The following is a 22,261-nucleotide window of genomic DNA, read 5'->3' on the forward strand; positions in this document are numbered from 1 at the left end:
ACGAAAACGTACGTATATGTACGTTTTCGTGGTACAGGGGCCGGTTTCGGGGGAAAGCCCGGCCCCGGGAGCCCGGGGCCGGGCGCGCCGCCTAGGAGAGCGGCTCCATCTCGCCGAAGCAGTTGATGTGGTGGCGAAGGAGTGCGCGGTTCTCCTTGACGACCATCATCGCCACCTCGTCGAAGCGGACCGGGGTGTCGGCGTAGTCGTCGCCGTTGCCGGCGAGCCACCTCGCCGCCAGCGCCTCGCGCAGCCCGCGCGCCCTGTGGGCCTCGGGGAAGCCGTCCGTCCCGATCCGGACCGTGGCGTCGACGAAGACCAGGGTCCCGTCCTCGTCCACCGCCACGAGGTCGATCCCGCCGATGCCCTCGGGTCCCTGCCAGGCCTCGTCGACGATCTCGTAGCCCTTGCGCTCGAGGAAGGCCTTGACCGCGCCCATCGCCTTTTCCTTCATGTCGTTCATGTCTTGCTCCTTAGACTCTGAGGCCCGCCCCTGTGGCGTGCCTTGCGCCGCGTGAGTCGCATGCAGCGCGGGCGTGCCTGCAAGGGAGGAAGCGAAGTCGGGCATGGAAATAGAAGTCTCCCGACGGCAGTTTTTCGCGTTGTTCGCGCGCGGAGCGCATGGGGCGAAGAACCCGAAAAAGTGTCGCGGCCCTTGCTGGCCGCCTGCCGGCGTGCGACCCTGCGCGTCCAAGGAGCGCCGGGGCGGGTATTCGGATCAAAGGGGCGCAGGCGTGCGGCATGGAATCCGGCGTGGGCGCCGAGACCCTCCGGGCATGGGATGCGGCCCATCGGCGGTTGCTGGGCTCCCGCGGGGATTGACGACGACGTCGTGGCGGGGACGGAGGCGGGTTCCCGAGTCGCGGCGCCGCGGCATGAGTCGGGACGGACGGCTTTCCCGTGCCGCTTGCGGCCGATATGCGCACGGGACCGCGGGCGGCGAGATGGTTCTCCGCATGGAACGGCTACGGTGCTGCGCGACACGTCCGTTGAGAGAAGGAGGCGAGCTGATGTTGAGCCACGAAGAGAAGTTGGAGCGCATCGAGCTCATCGATGCCGTGTGCGATGCCGGGAGGCTGGCGAGGGGCCTGGACCAGCTGCTCGAGTCCCTGGCGCATGCCGACCAGCTGGACCCGCTCGACGTCGAGGGGATTCTGGCCCTGAAGTCGATAAGTGAGAGGTGCGCCGAGCGCATCGGCGACGCCGCGCGAATCTTGGAGGCTCAGAACGAGGTTCTCTACGCCGAGGAATGGGCAAACGCCAAACCTCGCGAAAACGAGAGATGAGGACCCGAACGAAAGCGGCCATCCAAGCCCGATCAGGGCGTCCATCGCCGTCCGCGCTCATATAAAGCCTGGACATCGGCTGTCCTCGCATTCCCAGTGCCGCCGCGTGCCGTCGCGTTATAATGCTGCAAACGCATTTGTATTGCATTTCGAGCGATGGGAGCGCAGATGCCCGACAGCTACAAGGAGCTCATCAAGAGCAATCCCGACGAGACCGAGATCAGAAGCTTCCTGGTGGACGGCGACCAGGTCTCCGTGACCCTGCGCATCCCCGACACCCTGCGCGACGCGGCGAAGGAGGAGGCGGCCCTGCGGGGCATGAGCTTCTCCGCCTTCGTGCGCACCTGCATGATCGAAGAGCTCGCGAAAAAGGGGGCATAGAGGCGTGAAGTCGCTAAGCAACGTCGGCGCGGAGCGCCTGGGAGACGCCCTCGGCGAATCCATCGACGACGGCGCGAAGTTGTCGATAATCAGCTCGTATTTCACCGTGTTCGCCTACGGGGAGCTCAAAGAGGAGCTCTCCAAGGTCGACGAGGTGCGCTTCCTGTTCAGCGAGCCCACCTTCATCAAGCGCATGGCCGACTCGAAGGAGCCGCGCGAGTTCGAGGTAGCCCGCCGCGCGCGCGAGGTCGGCGTCGGCGGCTCGGGGCTCGAGCTCACGCTGCGCAACAACCTAAACCAACGCGCGCTCGCCCGCGAATGCGCCGAGTGGATCCGCGAGAAGGGCGTCTTCAAGTCCGCCAAGACGTCCGGCGCCATTCAGCCGGGCGGCACCTACGTGGTGGAGAACCCATCCGGCGACGACCACGCCTTCATGGGCGCCGCCGCGAACTTCACGCAGGAGGGCCTCGGCTACGAGCGCCGTCCGGGAACCGTGACCTGCGTGAGCCATTTCGAGAACGCGACCGAGGCCGTCGGCCTCAAGATGATGTTCGAGTCGGTCTGGGACAACCCTGCCATGGTCGAGGAGGTCACCGCGCAGGTGGCCGCCCAGGTCGAGACGCTCTACCGCGAGAACCCGCCCGAGTTCATCTATTTCCTGACCCTGTACCACCTGTTCCGCGACTTCATGGAGGACGACGAGGACAACGGCATCCGCCCCGGCCTCAAGTTCGAGGAGTCCGTGGTCTGGAGCAAGCTCTACGACTTCCAGAAGGACGCCGTCGTGGGCGCCATCCGCAAGCTGGAGAAGTACAAGGGCTGCATCATCGCCGACTCGGTGGGCCTGGGCAAGACCTACGAGGCGCTCGCCGTCATGAAGTACTACCAGGAGCGCAACGACCGCATCCTCGTGCTGTGCCCGAAGCGCCTGCGGGACAACTGGACCCTGTGGACGCAGGACAACGACGACCGCAACCCGCTGGCCGACGACCGCTTCAGCTACACGGTGCTCAACCACACCGACCTGTCGCGCTACCACGGCATGAGCGGCGAGGTGGACCTCGAGCACCTGCGCTGGGGCCACTTCGACCTCCTCGTCATCGACGAGAGCCACAACTTCAGGAACAAGAGCACCGACGCGGACAAGACCGACCGCTACACGCGCCTCATCGAGGACGTCATCAAGTCGGGCCAGCGCACGAAGGTGCTCATGCTCTCTGCCACCCCGGTGAACAACCGCCTGCTCGACCTGCGAAACCAGATCGAGCTCATCACCGAGGGAGACGACGCGTACCTCGCCGATACCGATGGCATCCCGTCGATCACCCACGTGACGCGCGTCGCCCAGCAGAGGTTCAACGAGTGGAGCAAGCTCTCCGACTCCGAGCGCACGACCGAGAGCTTCGTGAACGCGGTGAACGCCGACTACTTCAAGCTGCTCGACGTGCTGACCATCGCGCGCAGCCGCAAGCACATCACGAAGTACTACGGCGCCGCGAGCGGTACCTTCCCGGCGCGCCGGCCGCCCCTGTCGTTTCAGACGCCCATTGACCTAGAAGGCGAGCTGCCGCCGATTGCCGTGCTCAACGACATGATCGCCCAGCTCACGTTCGCCCAGTACCAGGTGCTCTCCTACGTGCGCGCCGACCAGCGCCGCAAGTACGAGGACCGCTACGGGGACACGTGGGGCAAGGACTTCGAGAGCCAGGTCCACCGCACGACGGCGGTGGCCAACCTCATGCGCGTCAACGTCCTCAAGCGCATGGAGTCCTCCGTGAACAGCTTCCGCATCACGCTGCGACGAATCCTCGACGGCTGCGTCGACCTGCGCGCGAGGCTCGACGCCGACGCGTCGGGGGTCGCCTACGGCACCGAGGGCCTCGAGGACGGGTTCGACGACGACGATGCCGAGGAGTTCGAGGCCGGCGGCAAGGTGCGAGTCGACCTGCGAGACGTCGACGCCCTGCGCCTGGGCCAGGACCTCGACTTCGACATCCAGGTGCTCCGGGCCCTGCTAACCTATGCCGACGCGGTGACGCCCGAGCGCGACGCCAAGCTCGTGAAGCTGCGCGACTTCATCGCGGGCAAGGTCAGCGAGCCGTACAACCCCGGCAACCGCAAGGTGCTGGTGTTCAGCGCGTTCGCCGACACGACGGCGTACCTTTTCGAGCAGCTGGCGCCCTGGCTGAAGCGCGAGCTCGGAATCGAGTGCGCCGAGGTGGCGGGCAGCTCCAACCGGACCTACTCGCTGAAGCTTCCCAGGACCACCTTCGAGAACATCCTCGCGAGGTTCTCTCCCGTCTCAAAGGAGCTGCCGGAGAGCCAGCGGGAGCTCGGCGAGATCGACGTCGTCTTCGCGACGGACTGCATCTCCGAGGGCCAGAACCTGCAGGACTGCGACTGCCTGGTGAACTACGACATCCACTGGAACCCCGTGCGTATCATCCAGCGCTTCGGCCGCATCGACCGCCTGGGATCGAAGAACTCCCAGATCCAGCTGGTCAACTTCTGGCCGGACATCGCGCTCGACGAGTACATCCAGCTCGAGGGCCGCGTGAAGGGGCGCATGGCGCTGCTCGACGCGTCGGCAACCGGCGAGGAGAACGTGCTGGAGGCCAAGGGCAATGGAGAGATGAACGACCTCAAGTACCGTCGCCGGCAGCTCCAGCAGCTCAAGAGCGAGGTGCTCGACCTCGAGGACATCTCGGGCGGCATCTCGATCACGGATTTCGCCTTCGACGACTTCCGCGTGGAGCTCCAGCGCTACGCCAAGGAGCATCCCGGCGCGTTGGAGAACTCGCCGGCGGGACTGCACGCCGTGGCCCCCATCCCCGACGAGCTTCGCAGCGACGTGAAGCCAGGCGTGGTCTTCTGCCTCAAGCAGAACGACGAGGGCAACGATCCCAGGGACACGAACCCTGTCTTCCCGTACTACGTGGTGTACGTGTCGGCCGACGGCGAGGTCATGACGAAGCACACCCAGCCCAAGCCGGCGCTCGACATCATGCGCGCCGTCTGCTCTGGGCATCCCGAGCCCATCGCTAAGCTGTGCCGCGAGTTCAACCGCGAGACCCGCGACGGGACGAGGATGGACGCCTACACCGACCTGCTTGACGATGTCGTTGCGGCCATCACCGGAACGCAGCAGGACAAAGGCATCGAGAGCCTGTTCAGCCTGGGAGAGGTCGGCAGCGGCACCGTCATGGGCTTCAACGACTACTCGTTGGTATGTTTCGCGGTGCTGCGATGAGCGGCATCGACTGGAACGGAATCCTGCGCCTGCCCGAAGCGGCGCTCGCGGGATGCCGCCGCATTCCCAAGACGGTGCTCGTCAAGCAGGCCATGCTCACCAAGACCGAGCAGAAGAGGCTCGACAAGGTCGCGCGCCTCGAGCACTTCGCCACGGTCCAGAAGTCCACGACGCGCATCCCGCCGTACGAGGACGACGAGCGCAACGTGCAGAGCGTCGTCTTCCTCCGTTGCGAGATGACAGCCGGGACCATGGCGGTGGCCGAGGTGGCGGAGCTCGTGCACAAGTGCTTCCCGAACCCGACGGTGCTCCTGGTCGAGGCGGGCGGCTGCGCGTGCATATCGGTCGCCCTCACGCGGAGGAGCCAGGCCGAGCAGGGCGCGACGGTCGTCGACCGAGTCGAGTCGACGGGCGCGTTCGATCCTGGCCGTTCAGAATACGCGGACTTCCTAGGCGCGCTGGCATTCGGGCGGCTCTCGCAGGGCGACCTCTGGGAGTACCTGGTCGACCTGTCGCGCACCGTAGCGCTGTCCCGCGCGATTGGCGGCCTGGGGTTCTACCCCGTATGCCCCGCTCGAGACCGGGAAAAGCTGATCGCCCTCACGTCGCGCTACGATGAGATGGGAGCCTCCGTCAAGCGGCTGAAGGAGCAGCGGCGGTCGAAGGACATAACGCTCAACGAGTCCGCGAAGCTGAGGATGGAAATGAAGGAAGAGGAGCGACGCCTGAGGGCGGTCGCCGATGAGATAAAGGAGATCTGCAATGGCCGTTCTAGATGAGTATATTTTGCGAGCGGCGCGCCTTTTGAGTGATGCTGCAGATGAGGATGTTGATGCGCTCTGCCGTGAAATCATGCAGGTCTTCGACCTCGACTACACTAACCCCGAGGCTTTAAAATATATCAATTCCTCAAGCTCATTTCGCTACTCGAAAAGCGACCTAGGGATGATTCTCCAGAAGCTGCGCCTAAAGCGGGAAGACTCAGACGACAAAGCGTTCGGTGCCGCATTCTGCGCAACTATAACGCAGCATATCAGGAGACTGGAGCAAGCTCTTGAAGAGGGCGTGAAAGACGACGAGCTCAAAGCCGTATACGACTCAATCGACTACGTCTACGCAAACGCGAGGGGCTACGACTCCTACACGGACGGACTAGCCTCCTATTCCTATGGGTCTTCCAATCGCAATGATTTCAACGATGAACAGACGCAACTACGTATCGACAAACTGAAGCATTTCCGTGATGAGGAGCTCCGTAAGCTGAAAATCGCCGAAGCGCAGGGCGCTAGCGTCAGCCTCACGGCATCCGCCACGAGCAACGTACAGGTCACGTTAGAGGCAACCTTTGAACAGATTGACAAATTGCCAGAGACAACGCTTTCCGATGACGAGAAGACGCTGCTCAAAGGGATGATGGGCGATCTCAACACAAAAGATAAAAGCAAACGGGGCAGCAAGCTTGACAAACTCCTGAGCTGGCTTGCCGGCAAGGGCACCGACGTTTTTATTGCCGCCATGCCCTACATAGTTCAACTAATCAAATCTCAACTTTCCTAGGAGGAGACCTCATGGGCGAGATAGAAAAGATGACTCTTGAATCGGAGAGTCTTATTGACGACCGCCTGAATAAGCTCAAGGAGCTGATGCCCGAAGTGTTCTCCGAGAGCGGAATCGACTTCGACAAACTGCGGCTGGAGCTTGGCGACGAGGTAGACGAGGGCCTGGAGCGCTATGCGTTCACGTGGCCCGGCAAGGCCGATGCCATCCGCCAGTCGCAGATGTCCAGCACTGCTACTTTGCGTCCCCGTATCGAGAAAAGCCGCAGCCGCGATGGAGAGGATGGGTCCTTCGACTCGGACAACATTTATATCGAAGGCGACAATCTCGAGGTGCTGAAGCTCCTACAGCGCGGCTACCACGGCAAGGTCAAGATGATCTACATCGACCCACCCTACAACACGGGTCACGACTTTGTCTACAAGGACAATTTCGGCAACTCTGTCGATAACTATAAGGAGCAGGCGGGACTCGCCGGCCAGTCCAACGCCGACACAAGTGGCCGCTACCATAGCGACTGGTGCTCGATGATGTACCCTAGGTTGAGACTGGCTCGAGAGCTCCTAACCGACGATGGCGTCATTTTCATTTCGATTGACGATAACGAAGACCGCAATTTGCGCATCCTCTGTGACGAGGTGTTCGGAGAGGCAAATTTCGTTTCTCAGCTAATCTGGGAACGAGCTTACTCGCCCAAGAATGACGCCAAATACGTTTCAAATAGCCATGATTATGTTCTCGTATACGCCAAATCCATTGAGCGCTTTGTGATTGGACGCCTGCCGAGAACAGACGAGGCAAACGCCCGCTACAAGAATCCAGACAACGACCCTCGAGGCGTTTGGAAGCCAAGCGACCTCAGTGTAAAGACTTACAGCCCAGATTCCGACTATCCAATCACAACGCCCTCGGGGCGTGTTGTAGAGCCTCCAGCAGGACGCTGCTGGAGTCTCTCGCGAAACGCGTTTCGCGAGAGACTCCAGGATAACCGCATTTGGTTTGGCCCAAACGGCGACAGCGTCCCTTGCATCAAGCGTTTCCTAACAGAGCTCAAATATGATGGAATGGCTCCAACTTCAATCATGTTTTACAAAGAAGTGGGTCACAGCCAGGAAGGCGCCAAGGAGCTCGTATCTCTATTTGACGGAAAGGGCTATTTCGATGGACCGAAACCGACGAAACTACTTCAGCGCCTGATAACCCTTGCGAATCTGCTAATGTGCGATAAAGAAGTAATAGAAGTGTAAAAAATTTTGCCGTTCCTATCCGGCACTTAGGGCTGTGTCGGATAGGTCAGGCGTTAGGCTTCCGGCAAGTCTATCTTGCCGACAAAGCTGTAATAAATCTCAATGTCCTGCCTGCGGGTGCCGTTCTCGTCATAGCTGCACTCATGCACGACGATTTTCTCAATCATTTCCCGCAAGAGGGTGGGGGTCAATTCTTCAAAAGCAAGGTGCTTTCTCACAATCCCCATGAATTTCTCGGCGTTGACGGTGGCGGCCTGCGACTTGGAAAGTTCCTCCTGCAAAGCGGCAGCCCGGTCTTTCAGTTCCCGCTGCTCCTGCTCATAGTCCGCCGACAGCTCCATGAAACGCTCGTCGCTGATTTTGCCGCTTACATTGTCCTCATACAGCCGCTTGATAATGCGGTTCACTTCGGCAATGCGTGTCTGGGCCTGTTCAAGCTGCTTCGTGGCTGCGGCGGTCTTTCTCTTGCCGCCGATTTCGTTCTGCTGGATGAGCAGCTTTACAAAGCGGCTCTCATGCCTGGCGGCGTATTCCGTCACTTGCCGGAGATTGGAAAGCACGCCCGCCGTCAAAAGGTCGGTGCGGATAAAGTGTGCCGTACAGTCACGGGTACGCTTCTTGTAGCTGCCGCAGATATAACAGTCCTGCTTGCGGTTCTATTCGTCTGTTCCTGGTTCAAAATAGTTTCTCCTCTCTGATACTGATTTTATCAATGATATTTCGCAATAGCCAGCAATGAACGCTTGCATTGCGCAAGACGTTACATTATCTTCTGAAACATATAGCGCACCTTGTCCAGGCGGCTGTTTGGACGGCGGGGCTGGATGACTGGCTTGCCGACAGCGGCCTGATACCCTTTCAGTTCTGTAAGGCATACGCTCTGCCCGTTGGTGTAAAAGGCCAGATCAGTACGGTATGCCTGTATACAGCGGGCGGGAATCTCGCCAGTAAAGACAACTTCATCCTTTTTTACCTGGACCGTTTCGATGGTGGCACAGTATTTCGGTGCATCATGATAAGCCCTGGAAAGATATTCCCGGGGCGCATAGAGGGTGAAGGAGAGATAAGGTTCCAGCAGTTGCGTCCCTGATTCCTTCAATGCCTGTTCCAATACAATCGGGGCCAATGAGCGGAAGTCCGCCGGCGTGCTGACCGGACTGTAATAAAGCCCGTATTCAAAGCAAATCTTACAGTCCGTTACGTTCCAGCCGAACAAGCCCTGCTCCAGCCCGTAACGGATACCATCCCTGACAGCGTTTTGAAAACTCTGGTTCAAGTATCCCAGCGAAACCCGGCTCTCGTATTGTACACCGGAGCCAAGCGGGAGTGGTGTAACAGACAGTCCGATGGATGCCCAAAACGGGTTGGGCGGCACCTCGATATGGATGGTGTGGCTGGCTGCTTTGAGCGGCCGCTCCATATAAATGACGGTGGGTTCCTTTACCACTGTTTCAAGCTTGTATTTTTCCGACAGCAAAGCGGAAACAACCTCCAACTGCACCCGGCCCAAAAAAGAAAGAATGATCTCATGGGTGATGGAATCCACCTCGCAGCGCAAAAGCGGGTCAGTATCCGCAAGTTGCGTAAGAGCGTCCAGCAGCCGTTCTCTTTGCGCTGCCGTTTTCGGCGCAATCGACGTCCGCAGCATGGGGAGGGGGTCCTCACGCCACCTTTTACGAGGGAGCCGGGTTGGGTCCCCTAATACATCGTTTAACCTCACGCTGTCGCTGGGAAGGATAACAATTTCACCCGGATAAGCGGTGTCTGTCCAAACAATTTCCCCTTTGGATGGAATACGCATCTCTGTGATTTTCAGCTTTTCTCTCCCGGCCAGGGCCACCGTATCCCGCAGGCGCAGCGTTCCGCTGTATAGCCGTAGATAGACACGCCGCTGGCCGCAATCTGTATACTCCACCTTGAAAACGCTGCCGCATAGGGCGGCGCTCCCCTGTTCCCCAATCGGTTGGAACAGCCCTGTCACCGCATCCATCAACGGTTGAATGCCAAGGCCCTTTTTGGCGCTGCCATAATAGACCGGGAACAGGGAGGCGTCTTGAACCCGCCGCTGTTCCTCCCGCACAAGTTTTTCCCGGCTGATTGGTTCTCCTGCGATATACTTTTCTAATAATTTATCGTTATTTTCGATGACCGCATCCCATGCTTCTATGTCGGTATTTTCCTCCAGGACTATTTCCGGGGACAGCGACACCGTCTGCTTGATGATAATATCGGCGGAGAGCTTATCCCGAACAGACTGAACCACGCTCTGCAAATCAACGCCAGCCTGGTCGATCTTGTTGATAAAGATAACGGTGGGAATGTTCATTTTCCGCAGGGCATGGAACAGAATACGGGTCTGGGCCTGCACGCCATCTTTAGCGGAGATCACCAAGATGGCCCCATCTAAAACAGCCAAAGAGCGGTACACCTCCGCCAAAAAATCCATGTGGCCGGGCGTATCCACAATGTTGACTTTACATCTGTGCCACTGGAAGGAAGTGACTGCCGCTTGAATGGTAATCCCACGCTGCCGCTCCAAAAACATGGTGTCCGTCCTCGTTGTCCCTTTTTCGACGCTCCCCGGTTCTGAAATGGCTCCGCTGGCATATAGCAGGCTCTCCGTCAAGGTCGTCTTTCCAGCGTCTACATGGGCAAGAATTCCAATATTGATTATTTTCATGTGATTGTCCTCCCTTTACTGCCCCGAAGGGCATAAAAATCCCCAGCAGTAAAATACTTTTACCACTGGGGATGATAATTTGCGGACATACACATATGCAGCATACACCTGTTTGTGAGTGCTGTTTTTGGGGATATGTCAAAATTGATAAGGCAAAAGTATTCTTAAATTGGGTACAAAAAACTAAGCCCCTACAAAAGGGACTATCATAATCCTTTGTTCCCACTATTTGATTATAGTTTTATTTAAGAATACCTTGCCGCATATTTTTTACTCCTTTTCTGGACTTGAATTATTATATCACATCAGTTTTAGGAAAACAAGTATCTAAAAGAAATTTTTCTTCCCCTTATATGTAACAATCATACCGGCTTCCTAACGTTCAGAATGGTTTCTACTGTCTGCTGCGGTGTTTGGTTGGAATTGTCCAGCCAAAAGCCGATCCGTGGTGTTGTCTGCATTTTACTAAATACAAATTCAATGTATACAGAAAGAAATATATAAGGAGTGGGAGGGATTCCGCCGTAGTCGGCATTGTAGGAAAATCCAAAAGTTTAGATTTTCTCAAAATGCTTATCTTTTGGTCTTTGGTTCGGAATAGTGTAGTGCTGGCGGTCTATCTATTGTTTTCGGTTGCTTGCTTCTTTACCGTACATGAGCATTTAAGCACGGGTGATATTGTGCTTGATTTTTTCTCAGGCTCAGCATCGACCGCCCATGCCATGTTCCTGCAGGAGCTCGGAAAAGATGATCGCTATCAGTTTATCCTTGTCCAGCTTCCAGAGCCTTGTGACCCGAAACGCGACGCCTACAAGGACGGGTATGAGACTCTCTGCGACATAGGCGAAGGACGCATTCGCCGCGCAGGCGACAAAATCAAAACCGAGCTCGAGGAATCCAACCGTCAACTCAAGCTTGGCGAGGGACCCAAGCAGCTTCCCGACATCGGCTTCCGTGTGTTCGAGCTCGATGAGTCCGGCATTGAGAAGCCCGAGCCCGGTCAGCTCCTCTTCGACGTGGTCAAGCCCGATCGCTCCGATATGGATATCGTCTTCGAGATGATGCTCAAATGGGGCCTCGAGCTCACGCTGCCCGTCGAGAAGTCTGAAGCCGCGGGCTATCCCATCTGGTCCGTCGCTTGCGACGAGCTCGTCTGCTGCATGTCCCGAGGCCTCACCATTGAGGCGCTCGAGGCCATCGCCGACATGGAGCCCAGGCGCGTTCTCATCCTCGATTCCGTCCTCGACGACACCCTCAAGCTCAACGCCGTGCAGATCTTCAAGCACGCCGGCGAGCGCATGGGCTGTGAGATCGAATTGAGGACGGTCTAGCATGGCGGCGCTCGAGTTCAAGTTCTCATCCGACCAGCAGCACCAGCTGGAGGCCATCGAAGCAACCTGCGACCTGTTCCGCGGACAACAATTTATTGGCAGCGTATTCTCCGCCGATTCCGGCCGCAAAGGCCAGACGGCAATCGGCGAGCTCATGGTCGGCCACGGCAACGAGCTTCGCGTGGCGCCGGGCCAGCTCCTCGACAACCTGCACGCCGTGCAGGAGGAGGGCTGCCTCCCGGCAACCGACGTCCTCACCGATGGGCGCCTGCGAGACTTCACCGTCGAGATGGAGACCGGCACCGGCAAGACCTACGTCTACATCCGCTCCATCTACGAGCTAAACCGCCGCTACGGCATCACCAAGTTCGTTATCGTCGTGCCGAGCGTGGCCATCCGCGAGGGCGTCCTCAAGAGCCTCCAGACCACCCGCAGGCACTTCGAGACGCTCTACGACCGCACGCCGCTCGACTACTTCGTGTACGACTCGAAGGACATGGGGCCGGTGGGTAACTTCGCCACGTCGAGCTCCATCCAGGTCATGGTCATCAACATCGACGCGTTCAACAAGGGCCTCGAGAAGGATGGCACCGCGAAGGAGGGCAACCTCTTCCACCGTCCCAGCGAGAAGCTCACCGGCGGCTTCAGCCCTCGCGAGCTCGTGAGCGCCTGCAAGCCCGTCGTCATCATCGACGAGCCCCAGAGCGTCGACAACACCAAGCAGGCCAAGGCCGCCATCAAGAGCCTGAACCCGCTGTTCGTGCTGCGCTACTCGGCCACGCACAAGCAGGCCTACAACATGATCTACCGCCTCACGCCGGTCGACGCCTTCGAGCGCCACCTGGTGAAGGGCATCTGCGTGGACTCGATCAAGGCCGAGGCGAACCTCAACGGCGCGTACGTGAGGCTCGAGTCCGTCAAGTCCGACCCGTTCTCCGCCAAGGTGTCCATCGACGTGCGCCAGGCCGACGGCACGCAGAAGCGCAAGGCCGTCACGGTGAAGACCGGCAACGACCTCTACCAGAAGAGCGGCGAGAACAGCGACTACGAGAGCGGCTGGGTGGTCAACAACATCGGCGCCGCAGTGGGCGACGAGTTCATAGAGTTCCAGAACGGCGAGGTGCTCGAGCTCGGCGAGGCGCTGGGCGACGTCAACGAGGAGGTCGTCAAGCGCGCGCAGATCCGCCGCACCATCGAGGACCACCTGGCCCGCCAGTTCGAGCTGTGGCCGCGCGGCGTGAAGGTGCTCTCGCTCTTCTTCATCGACCGCGTCGACCGATACCGCGTCTACGAGCCCGAAGTCCACGGCGGCCTGTACGCCCTGATGTTTGAGGAGGAGTACGCAGGTGCCCTGAACTCGAAGGCGCCTCGTCGCATCGCAAAGGCGGCGGGGATCGGCAAGGGCACGTGGCTCGAGTGCTACGAAGCCGTCGGCGCCCCGCTGGTGCGCGACCCCCACGCCGTGCACCAGGGATACTTCGCCAAGGACAAGAAGGGCAAGTTCAAGGACTCCAAGGGAGCCGCCGGCACCGCCGACGACGCCGGGGCCTTCGAGCTCATCATGCAGAAGAAGGAGACGCTCATCTCCTTCCCGGACGGCAAGGACGCGGACAAGGACGTCTCTTTCGTCTTCAGCCACTCCGCGCTCAAGGAGGGCTGGGACAACCCCAACGTGTTCCAGATCTGCACGCTCGTCGAGACAAAGGACAACCTGACCAAGCGCCAGAAGATCGGCCGCGGTCTGCGCCTGTGCGTGAACCAGGATGGCGAGCGCCTGTACGACCCAGAGGCGAACGTGCTCACCGTCATCGCGAACGAGAGCTACGACGACTTCGCCAACGGCCTGCAGAAGGAGCTTGAGGCTGAGGACTTCAAGTTCGGCGTCATCACTCCGGAGAGCTTCACGAAGGTCACGGTCAAGGGCGATGATGGCGTCGAGGAGCGCCTGGGCTACGAGAAGTCCAAGCAGGTCTACGACCACCTCGTCGCGACCGGCATGGTCGACGACAAGGGCGCGGTGACGCCCGAGCTGAAGGCGGCCGCCGAGGAGGGCAAGGTCGAGCTCCCCGCCGAGCTCGAGCCTGCCAAGGAGCAGGTCGAGGCGATCATCATCCACAAGTCCCAGAGGGTCCAGATCCGTGACAAGGCCAAGGAGGTCTCGGTCGAGCTGCAGAAGGACGTCACGCTCGACCCTGCGTTCCAGGCCCTGTGGGACCGCATCCGCCAGCGCACGCGCTTCCAGGTCGAGGTCGACTCCGGCAAGCTCATCGAACATGCCATCGAAGCTGTCGACGGCATGCTCGCCGTGCGCCCGCCCCAGGTGACGAGCGAGCGTGCCTCGCTGGGCATCGACGACGCGGGCGTGAGCGCCGAGGGCACGGGCACCTCCGTGGTGTCCGTTTCGGGAAAGGTGAAATACGACCTTCCCGACCCGATCGCAGAGCTGCAGGACGCCGTCGGGCTCACCCGCGGCACCATCAAGGCGATCCTCGAGGGCTGCAGCCGCCTCGACGAGTTCGAGATCGACCCCGCGACCTTCCTCGCGCAGGTCGGCGACAAGATCAACCGCGTGAAGAACGACCTCATCGCCCAGGGCATCAAGTACGTGCGCCTTCCCGAGGACGAGTGGTACACCATGCGCGACCTCGAGCTTGACGACTACACGGCCTACCTTGGGCAGAACGCGTGGAAGCCGGACATGACGAGCAAGAGCCTGTACAACTACGTGGTCTACGACTCGGCGGGGGTCGAGCGCTCCTTTGCCGAGGCTCTAGACAAGCAGGAGGAGGTTCTCGTGTTCGCGAAATTGCCCTCGGCGTTCAAGATCGACACGCCGCTCGGCAGTTACAACCCCGACTGGGCGTACGTCGAGGAGGCCGACGGCGAGCGCCGCGTGTACTTCGTGACCGAGACCAAGGGCGGCAAGAACGGCGAGCCCGCCCTGCGCGACGCGGAGAAGATCAAGATCGGCTGCGCCAAGAAGCACTTCGAGGCGCTGGACCTCGGAAACGACTTCCATTACAACGTGCGCACGACCTACCAATACGAGGCGGTGAAGGCTTAGGATGTCGAAGCTGCCCGGAAAGATGACGCGAAAGCAGCACTGGGTGCCGCGGTTCTACCTGCGCCATTTCGCGGATTCCTCCGGGCAGCTTCATGCCTACAGCAGACAGAAGGGCTCCTTCTTCCGCACGAATTGCGAGAACCTTTGCAGCATGCGCGATCTTTATGAGGTCGAGCATGCCGATGCGACAGGCGATGCGACAGACAGATTCTATGCGCAGAACCTCATCGAGGTTAAGCTATCTGAGCTCGAGAGCCGCATCGCGCCGCTTTACGATCGCTTTTTGGAACGCCAGAAAGAAGACCAGTGCGAAGACGAAGGGTATTCTGATGGGAAAGCCGCCGTTTGCGAGCTGGCAGCAAATATCATCGTCCGGCACCCTATCAGTATGCGCGTCGACAAGAAATGGTCACGCGAGACTGCCGAAGAGCTGCTCAGAAACGTTCATCTGACACCCTATGAGCTCGGCTTGCTCGATTGGTCGGATTGGCGCGGGGATTCCCAAGCGGTGGTCGAGCTTGCCGCCGCCGCAACCATGCTCTTCTCCAACGATGATATTGTGCCAGTTAACCGTATTCGAAAGGCTTTTTTTGAGAAGAGCTTCTCCATCCTTAGGGCACCCGTCGGCTCAGGGTTCGTTACGACGTCGATGCCTATGTTCATCATCGGGCCCGAGGACGACTCGTACGATTTTCATCTCGCGTATATGCCGTTGAGCAGTGAGTATGCTGCGGTCTTTTCAGATGACCCTCTATTTCCGCCGTTTGCGAGACTCGGTTTTTCGGGCGTCGAGTTCATGAACCGACTTCTTCTGCTTAACTGCGAGCATTGGGATGTCGCCATATCGAGGGGAAGCGGCCCGCTCGAGCACGCGGTACGCGATTGAAGTCAAGCGAACAGTGCCGAATTCATGCACGAGATGTTCACGCGCGACGGCAGGGAGCTATCCCTCGACACAGTGATCTACGACCGCTCGAAGAAGAAGGGGCAGACGATGATCGATACCATCGACCGTGGCTGCCTCGAGGGCGGCTGCCTTGATGACGAGGACCTGCGCATCATCTTCGAGCACCTTCTGGGGAGAAGACGGCAAGGACCGGGAACATTAAAGGGTCAAGCAGCGTATTGATAAAATTGACCCCGCCAGCAATAACCGCAAAGGATAGATAGGGCTTTAAGGATGGATGCAGGAAAAGCAACGATAAGCGGCGTGTTCAACGGATCGCGCCTGCTCGAAATACCTTTTTACCAAAGGGCGTACGTCTGGGGAGAAGAGCAATGGGAGCGTTTCCTCGGCGACATGGAGTTCGTCACGGCCTCGAAGCGGCCCTATTTCCTGGGCTCCATCATCCTGAAGCAGGCCTCCTCCGGCAACACCTGGTCCGAGGTCTCCGAGGTTCGCACCGTCATCGACGGCCAGCAGCGACTCACGACCATGGTCATCTTCTTCAAGGCACTCTGTGCAAAAAACGGCACCAACAATTTGTTTGAGCGAGATTTCGTCCTGGAGACCGGCGATGTCGCCTTGCGGCACGGCAAGTACGACCGGCAGGATTTCGAAAAGGTCGTCAGCGCCACGGGCTGCGAACCCCTCGAGGGCTCCTCGGCCATCGTCCTTGCCTACAACTACTTCCTCAAGAATATCGACCCGGAGAAGGTCGACAGGAACACGATCAAGTCGAACGTCCAGTTCGTCTGCATCGATCTTACCGAGGGCGAGGACGAGCAGCAGATATTCGACACCATCAACTCGCTCGGGGTGCACCTGACGACGGCGGAGCTCCTTAAGAACTACTTCTTCAACCGCGAGAACGAGCAGGCGTTCAAGGAGTGCTGGGAAGACGTCTTCGAGCCCACGGCTGAGAAGAGGGAGTATTGGGAGCAGGAGATCGTTACCGGGCGCATCAAGCGCACGCTCGTCGACCTCTTCTTCGACGCGTTCCTCCAGATTCTGGTCCAGGACAAGAGGCGTGGCGTCACGACCGAGGACAAGCTCTTCTATTCGCGTACTTCGAACCTCTTCCAGTCCTACAAGGATTTCATCGGCAGGTACTGCAACGGCGACAAGGTCGAGATTCTCGACAACATGAAGGCGTATGCCGAGGCGTTCGAGTCCACGTTCGACCCTGGCTACTGCGACGCGGACATCCCCTCCGCTTCCGGCGTCGAGCGCCTGAACGTGCTGATATTCGGCCTCAAGAACTCGACGCTCATCCCGTACGTGCTCTACGTTCGAAAGAACGCGGAGTCTTCGAGCGAGGAATCTAAGATCTACGCCCTGCTTGAGAGCTACATCGTCCGCCGAATGCTGGTTCAGGCGACCACGAAGAACTACAACAGGCTGTTCACCTCGCTGATCTTGAACGAGGTGAAGGACGCGGAGGCGCTGAGGAAGGCTCTCGAAGCCAATGACGAGGCGACGACGTACATGCCCGGCGACGCCGAGGTTCGAGCGGCATTCGAGGAATCGTGTCTGTACAACCTCCAGTCCAAGGGCGTCCTCTATCTGCTGGAAAGCGCCATTCGTCCGGGCATGAGCAGCACGGCCCTGCTCGGGTTCAACCAGTACACCCTCGAGCACATGATGCCCAAGAAGTGGCGCAACAAATGGGGAGCCCTCGACGATGAGGCTGCCACGCGAAGGGACCGGAAGCTCCTCACGCTCGGCAACCTCGCCATCATCACGCATTCGCTCAACGCCTCCATCCGCGATGCCGATTGGCCCACCAAGAAGCAGGGAAAAGGATACAAGGACGGCCTTGCCCTCTGCGCCGCCGGCCTTGCGACCATGGCCGGCGCCCTAGAGAAGGAGTCTTGGAACGAGGGCGATATCGCCGATCGCGCCGAATGGCTTGCGGACAAGGCGTTGGAGGTCTGGCGCTAGGCCCTACCTGCGTCCCATCTCGAAGATGCTTGCGGTGTCGGAACCCGCATCGATGACGGATGGAACCGGCTCTTCCAAAAACGTAGTTCGTGGCGATGTCTCTTCCGTCGGCGCGTCAAGAGGCTCGCCGAGCGCTAGGAAGAACCTCATCACGTGCTCAATTCTCTGTTGCAGGGACTCGCTCAGCTCGCCGTAGGAGGCCGCCAGCCGCACCTCCTTGGCCAATTCCGCCATCGAGTCCCTCAGTGCCTTCTGCACGCTCACGGAGGGCCTCACCTCGACCTGGGTATCGGTGAGCTTGGCGATGATGTAGTCCTGCCTGTTCATGCCGCTCCAGGCTGCCATCTCGCATATGAGCTTGCGCTCCTCGGGCGTGCAGCGGAACGCCATCGTCTTGCTGCGCTTGCGGGCGCTGTTCTCGCACGGCATCCTTCTTACCCCCTCGCCCCGTCGAGCGCGGCGGCCATCTCGTCCTGCTTCGTGGGGAACAGGTGCGCGTAGCGGTAGGTGATGTCCACCGCCTCGTGGCCCATGCGCTCGGCGATGGCCAGCGCGGAGAAGCCCATCTCTATCAGCAGGCTCACATGGCTGTGGCGTATGTCGTGTATGCGGATGCGCTTCACGCCCGACGCCTTGCACCCGCGCTCCATCTCGTGGGCCAGGAAGTGCTTGGTCACGGCGAACAGGCGCTCGTCGGGGGCGACGTCGTCGCGCATCTCGATGAAGTCCGCCATCTCGTCGCGCAGGAAGGCGGGCATGACGATCGTGCGCACGGACTTGGGCGTCTTGGGGTCGGTCACGGTGTCAACGCCGTTGAGGCTCTGGTACGACTTGTTGATGCGCAGCCGCGAGCTCTCCAGCATGAAGTCGGACGGCGTGAGCGCCAGGAGCTCGCCGCAGCGTATGCCCGTCCAGTAAAGCAGCTCGAAGGCGTGGAATGAGAGAGGCTTGTCCATGACGGCCTCGCTGAACCTCAGGTACTCGTCCTTGGTCCAGAACTGCATCTCGCCGCCCTTCTTCGAGCCTATCTTGTCGACCCTGCGCACCGGGTTGTCGCTGAGGCCGTAGTAGCGCTCGGCGTGGTTGAAGATGGCGTTGAGCTGGTTGTTCACTGTGCGCAGGTACGTCGGTGCCCAGGGCTTCCCGTCGGCGTCCCGGTGCTCGGTGAGCTCGTTTTGCCACCTGATGACGTCGATCGGCCTCACGTCGCACATGCGCATGTCCCCGAAGAACGGCACGAGCTTGTCGTTGATGATGTACTCCTTGGTGATCCACGTGTGCTCGCGTATGCGCGGCTTCACCTCGGAGGCGTACACCTCGACGAACTCGGAGAACGTCATGTCCATGGCCCCGCCGTTAAGGCTCTTGAACTGGCTCTCCCACACTGCGGCCTCCACCTCGGAGGAGAAGCCGCGCTTCGTCTTGTGGCGCTTCGAGCCGCGGGCGTCGCGGTAGTAGCACTGCACGTAGAACGTGCCGTTGCCGTCGTCCTTGTACACGGGCATGTCAGTCCACCTCCGGGAAGTACAGGGCGTCGAAGACGTCGCTTCGAACGCGCCCGCGGATGACCACGCGCCCGCGCGCCTCCTGCTCGGCGTTTATCTTCCTGATCACCTCGTAGGCGCTGCCTTTCTTGATCCTCAGCAGCTCCGCGACCTCGTCGGCGTCCAGCATGTGCGGCCTCGGCGTCTTCGCCACCTTCTCGTCCATGGCTCCTCCAATCAATGGCGTACGGATACGTACGGTTCACAGATTCAGAGTAAACGTACATATCTGTACTGTCAATAGAATTGCGTACATTTGCGTACGCTGATAAGATGTGCTGGTACGTAATTCCAGGAGGAGGGCTCATGTCCGTAGGCGAGAACATAAGGCGGTACCGCAAGTCGCGCGGCATGACGCAGGCGCAGCTCGCCGAGGCGGTCGGCCTGACCGAGGGGGCCGTGCGCCACTACGAGAGCGGCATCCGCGCCGTGAAGCCCGAGCTGCTCGAGTCCATCTCCGCGGCGCTCGGCGTGTCCGTCAACGCCCTCAAGGATTACGGCGTCGAGACTGCGGGCGACCTCATGTCGCTGCTCGTGCGGCTCGAGGACTCCTTCGGCATCGTGCCCGCAGCCGACGGCACGGGCCTCTCCCTGAACCCCAAGGCGCCGCACGCGCCCAAAGCCGCGATGGCGATCGAACTGTGGGCAGAGAAGCGCGCGCAGCTCGAAAACGGCAAGATCGACGCCGACGAATACGAGGACTGGAAAGCCTCGCTGTAGCGGCTCTCCGCATTTCGCGATCAACGCAACCGAATCAGGACGGTGGACCAGGCGGCGAGCGCCGCTCGGGCCTGCGTAAGCTGAGTTTTTACTCCCCATTGCATGCCAAGGCATTTCCGGCGCACCTGGGGAGTAAATGACGCGGTGGCTTACACGGCGGCACGCGGCAGTACGCCGCGGCATTTCCCCTGGTTACTCCCGTTTTCATTGAGGCGGCGAGATTCTTTACTCCCCATTAACCACCTGGGAAAACGCTGTGAGAAGACCGCCGAAAAGCCTATTGAGTTCGATTTGAGTTTCACAGGCCCCGAAACGGCCCCGTTTGGCTCTCGGAGACAAAAATCGCGCGTCTACTCACTTGGGATGAATCCTTACTCCCGTTCCTCCGAATGCCGCACCGTGCCTTGCCGTCTTGAAACACGGGGGAGTAAATTGCGAAATCGCAGGTGAAAGGGAGTAAAACGACAAAGAAAAAGCCTCCGTCCCAACGCGGGAACGGAGGCTCGGTTATCGTATTTACTCACCAACATCGCTGGCGGCTTTGCCATGACTCTCGTACGAAACGAAACTCAGCGGCACAGTGCGGCACTCAAAAATGCAGGTCAGAACCCTATCAGCCTACTCCCACTCAATAGTCGCCGGTGGCTTGGGCGTAACGTCGTACACCACACGGTTCACGCCGTCGACCTCGTCCACAATGCGGCTCGAGATGCGGCCAATCACGTCGTAGGGCAGCTTCGCCCAGTCCGCAGTCATGGCATCGCTGGACTCAACCGCGCGCACAATCACCGGCCTGGCATACGTGCGCTCGTCTCCCATCACGCCAACGCTCCTAATATCCGGCAGCACGGCAAAATACTGCCAGCAGGCGTGCTCAGGGTTGCAGTCGCCAGTCTCCTCAAAGAGTCGCTGGTTGTACGCATCCAGCTCCTCTCGCACGATTGCGTCGGCATCCTTGAGGGTGGCGAGCTTCTCGGGCGTCACCTCGCCAATGATGCGGATGGCAAGGCCGGGACCAGGGAATGGCTGGCGCCATACCATCTTTGCGGGCAGGCCGAGCGCGATGCCCAGCTCACGGACCTCATCCTTAAAGAAGTGATCAAGCGGCTCGATGAGGTCGAAGTGCACACCATCGGGGAACGGTATCAGGTTGTGGTGGCTCTTGATCGTGGCTGCCTTGCCGCCGGTCTTGCGCGCACCAGACTCAATGATGTCCGGGTAGATGGTGCCCTGCGCAAGCATCTCCACATCACCAATCTTCTGGGCCTCATCAAAGAAGACCTTCCAAAACTCGGTGCCAATGAGGCGGCGCTTCCTCTCGGGGTCGGTCACGCCAGCGAGCATCTTGGCGTAGCGCTCCTCGGCATGCACGTGCACAAGCGGCATGTGGAACTGCTCGCGGAAGACCTCCTCGACCATCTCGGGCTCGCCCTTGCGCAACATCCCATGATTGACAAAAACGCAGGTAAGCTGATCACCAATGGCACGGTGCACAAGCGCGGCCACCACGGACGAGTCCACGCCGCCAGAGAGGGCGAGAATGACCTTGCGCGAACCCACCTGCTCGCGAATCTCCTCGACCTTCTGGTCGATGATGCCCTCCATGGTCCAGTTCCTCTCGAGGTGACACACGCCAAAGAGGAAGTTCTCGAGCATGCGCGTACCGTACTCGGTGTGGCGCACCTCAGGGTGGAACTGCGTGGCAAAGAGGCGCCGGTGCGGGCACTCCATGACGGCAACTGGACAGGCATCAGTGCGCCCGGTAACCATGAAATCCTCGGGAGCACGACTTACGGAATCGCGGTGGCTCATCCACACCGTTTGCCTGCCCTCGGGTGTGCCGTCGAGAAGGGCCGAGGAGCCGAGGCGCACCAGCGCTGCCGGACCGTACTCGCCCTTGTCGGTGTGAGCAACCTCGCCTCCGAGCTTGACGGCCATGATCTGCTCACCATAGCAGAAGCCCAGAATGGGAATGCCCAGCTCAAAGACACGCGCGTCCATGTCAGGCGCATCCTCGGCGTAAACCGAGGCAGGGCCGCCAGAGAGGATGATGGCGGAGGGCTTCATTGCCGCAAGTTCGTCCGCAGAGATGTCGCAGGGCACAATCTCCGAGTAGACGTGCAGGTCACGAACCCTGCGAGCAATGAGCTGCCCATACTGGGCACCAAAGTCGAAGACCGCCACAAACTGCTTGGGCCTTGCCTCGGACATGCGCGTCTCCCATCTCCGGCTGCAGCCGGACAAGATTCATATTCGTTCTAGAGGATACTACCGTTTACCACCCCAAAAGTCCCCCAAGGAATGAGGACGCTGCATG

General features: G+C 59.8%; 18 protein-coding genes and 1 pseudogene. 12 read left to right on the top strand and 7 right to left on the bottom strand.

Features of this window, described 5'->3' with window-relative positions:
- Window positions 1–91: 91 nt before the first annotated feature.
- Entirely contained in the window at window positions 92–463 is a 372-nt protein-coding gene (locus E0E00_RS04660; RefSeq protein WP_096227021.1) for a YraN family protein, read from the bottom strand.
- A 547-nt stretch (window positions 464–1,010) separates the two neighbouring features.
- On the opposite strand from E0E00_RS04660, the gene E0E00_RS04665 reads away from it, so the two are divergent.
- The 6 genes from E0E00_RS04665 to E0E00_RS04690 all read left to right on the top strand — a co-directional run bounded on the left by E0E00_RS04665 (window position 1,011) and on the right by E0E00_RS04690 (window position 7,721).
- Window positions 1,011–1,286, top strand: a complete 276-nt coding sequence (locus tag E0E00_RS04665; protein WP_052118776.1) for a hypothetical protein — start codon at window positions 1,011–1,013, stop codon at window positions 1,284–1,286.
- A gap of 168 nt (window positions 1,287–1,454) precedes the next feature.
- Window positions 1,455–1,667: a YlcI/YnfO family protein gene (locus E0E00_RS04670; protein ID WP_227561562.1), complete on the top strand. Its 213-nt coding sequence runs from the start codon at window positions 1,455–1,457 to the stop codon at window positions 1,665–1,667.
- 4 nt (window positions 1,668–1,671) lie between these two features.
- The gene (locus tag E0E00_RS04675; RefSeq protein WP_033499418.1) at window positions 1,672–4,917 is read left to right on the top strand and encodes a helicase-related protein; all 3,246 of its coding nucleotides are present in this window, start codon (window positions 1,672–1,674) and stop codon (window positions 4,915–4,917) included.
- On the top strand, window positions 4,914–5,696 hold the full coding sequence (locus tag E0E00_RS04680; RefSeq protein WP_033499419.1) for a DUF4391 domain-containing protein: 783 nt from the start codon (window positions 4,914–4,916) through the stop codon (window positions 5,694–5,696). The genes E0E00_RS04675 and E0E00_RS04680 overlap by 4 nt, the downstream gene beginning before the upstream one ends.
- Window positions 5,680–6,474, top strand: a complete 795-nt coding sequence (locus E0E00_RS04685; RefSeq protein ID WP_033499420.1) for a hypothetical protein — start codon at window positions 5,680–5,682, stop codon at window positions 6,472–6,474. Before E0E00_RS04680 ends, E0E00_RS04685 begins: the two co-directional genes overlap by 17 nt.
- A gap of 11 nt (window positions 6,475–6,485) precedes the next feature.
- Complete coding sequence (locus E0E00_RS04690) at window positions 6,486–7,721, top strand: site-specific DNA-methyltransferase (protein ID WP_033499519.1); 1,236 nt, start codon at window positions 6,486–6,488, stop codon at window positions 7,719–7,721.
- Window positions 7,722–7,774: 53 nt separating this feature from the next.
- Here E0E00_RS04690 and E0E00_RS04695 read toward each other — a convergent pair.
- Window positions 7,775–8,374 (bottom strand): annotated as a pseudogene (locus E0E00_RS04695) (DUF4368 domain-containing protein); the annotation flags it as partial.
- Between the two features lie 107 nt (window positions 8,375–8,481).
- Window positions 8,482–10,401 (bottom strand): tetracycline resistance ribosomal protection protein Tet(W), encoded by a 1,920-nt coding sequence (gene tet(W) / locus E0E00_RS04700; RefSeq protein WP_130811363.1) that lies wholly within the window; start codon window positions 10,399–10,401, stop codon window positions 8,482–8,484.
- 680 nt (window positions 10,402–11,081) lie between these two features.
- On the opposite strand from tet(W), the gene E0E00_RS04710 reads away from it, so the two are divergent.
- From E0E00_RS04710 to E0E00_RS04730, 5 genes are read left to right on the top strand one after another with little or no spacing between them, the layout of a single operon-like run.
- Window positions 11,082–11,732, top strand: coding sequence for a hypothetical protein (locus tag E0E00_RS04710; RefSeq protein WP_199408098.1), 651 nt, complete (start codon window positions 11,082–11,084; stop codon window positions 11,730–11,732).
- Window position 11,733: 1 nt separating this feature from the next.
- A complete protein-coding gene (locus tag E0E00_RS04715; RefSeq protein ID WP_033499421.1) occupies window positions 11,734–14,796 on the top strand; it encodes a type III restriction-modification system endonuclease in 3,063 nt (1,020 codons plus the stop codon).
- Window position 14,797: 1 nt separating this feature from the next.
- Window positions 14,798–15,682: a DUF4238 domain-containing protein gene (locus E0E00_RS04720; protein WP_022349656.1), complete on the top strand. Its 885-nt coding sequence runs from the start codon at window positions 14,798–14,800 to the stop codon at window positions 15,680–15,682.
- Window positions 15,683–15,706: 24 nt separating this feature from the next.
- Window positions 15,707–15,925 carry a hypothetical protein gene (locus E0E00_RS04725; RefSeq protein WP_022349657.1) on the top strand — a complete coding sequence of 73 codons (219 nt, stop codon included), beginning with the start codon at window positions 15,707–15,709 and terminating at the stop codon, window positions 15,923–15,925.
- A gap of 51 nt (window positions 15,926–15,976) precedes the next feature.
- Window positions 15,977–17,680, top strand: a complete 1,704-nt coding sequence (locus tag E0E00_RS04730; protein WP_130811364.1) for a DUF262 domain-containing protein — start codon at window positions 15,977–15,979, stop codon at window positions 17,678–17,680.
- Window positions 17,681–17,683: 3 nt separating this feature from the next.
- Here the strand turns inward: E0E00_RS04730 and E0E00_RS04735 are convergent, their stop codons facing one another.
- The 3 genes from E0E00_RS04735 to E0E00_RS04745 are packed head-to-tail and all read right to left on the bottom strand — an operon-like array spanning window position 17,684 to window position 19,390.
- Window positions 17,684–18,109 (bottom strand): hypothetical protein, encoded by a 426-nt coding sequence (locus tag E0E00_RS04735; RefSeq protein ID WP_022349659.1) that lies wholly within the window; start codon window positions 18,107–18,109, stop codon window positions 17,684–17,686.
- Between the two features lie 5 nt (window positions 18,110–18,114).
- Window positions 18,115–19,185: a site-specific integrase gene (locus tag E0E00_RS04740; RefSeq protein WP_022349660.1), complete on the bottom strand. Its 1,071-nt coding sequence runs from the start codon at window positions 19,183–19,185 to the stop codon at window positions 18,115–18,117.
- A gap of 1 nt (window position 19,186) precedes the next feature.
- Entirely contained in the window at window positions 19,187–19,390 is a 204-nt protein-coding gene (locus E0E00_RS04745) for a hypothetical protein (RefSeq protein WP_006681531.1), read from the bottom strand.
- Window positions 19,391–19,530: 140 nt separating this feature from the next.
- On the opposite strand from E0E00_RS04745, the gene E0E00_RS04750 reads away from it, so the two are divergent.
- Window positions 19,531–19,944, top strand: coding sequence for a helix-turn-helix domain-containing protein (locus E0E00_RS04750; protein ID WP_022349661.1), 414 nt, complete (start codon window positions 19,531–19,533; stop codon window positions 19,942–19,944).
- A 618-nt stretch (window positions 19,945–20,562) separates the two neighbouring features.
- On the opposite strand, the gene guaA is transcribed toward E0E00_RS04750, so the two are convergent.
- Window positions 20,563–22,155 carry a glutamine-hydrolyzing GMP synthase gene (guaA, locus tag E0E00_RS04755; protein WP_130811365.1) on the bottom strand — a complete coding sequence of 531 codons (1,593 nt, stop codon included), beginning with the start codon at window positions 22,153–22,155 and terminating at the stop codon, window positions 20,563–20,565.
- Window positions 22,156–22,261: the final 106 nt, after the last annotated feature.

The organism is Olsenella sp. Marseille-P4559 (assembly GCF_900605015.1).
In the GTDB taxonomy this organism is placed as follows: Bacteria; Actinomycetota; Coriobacteriia; order Coriobacteriales; family Atopobiaceae; genus Tractidigestivibacter.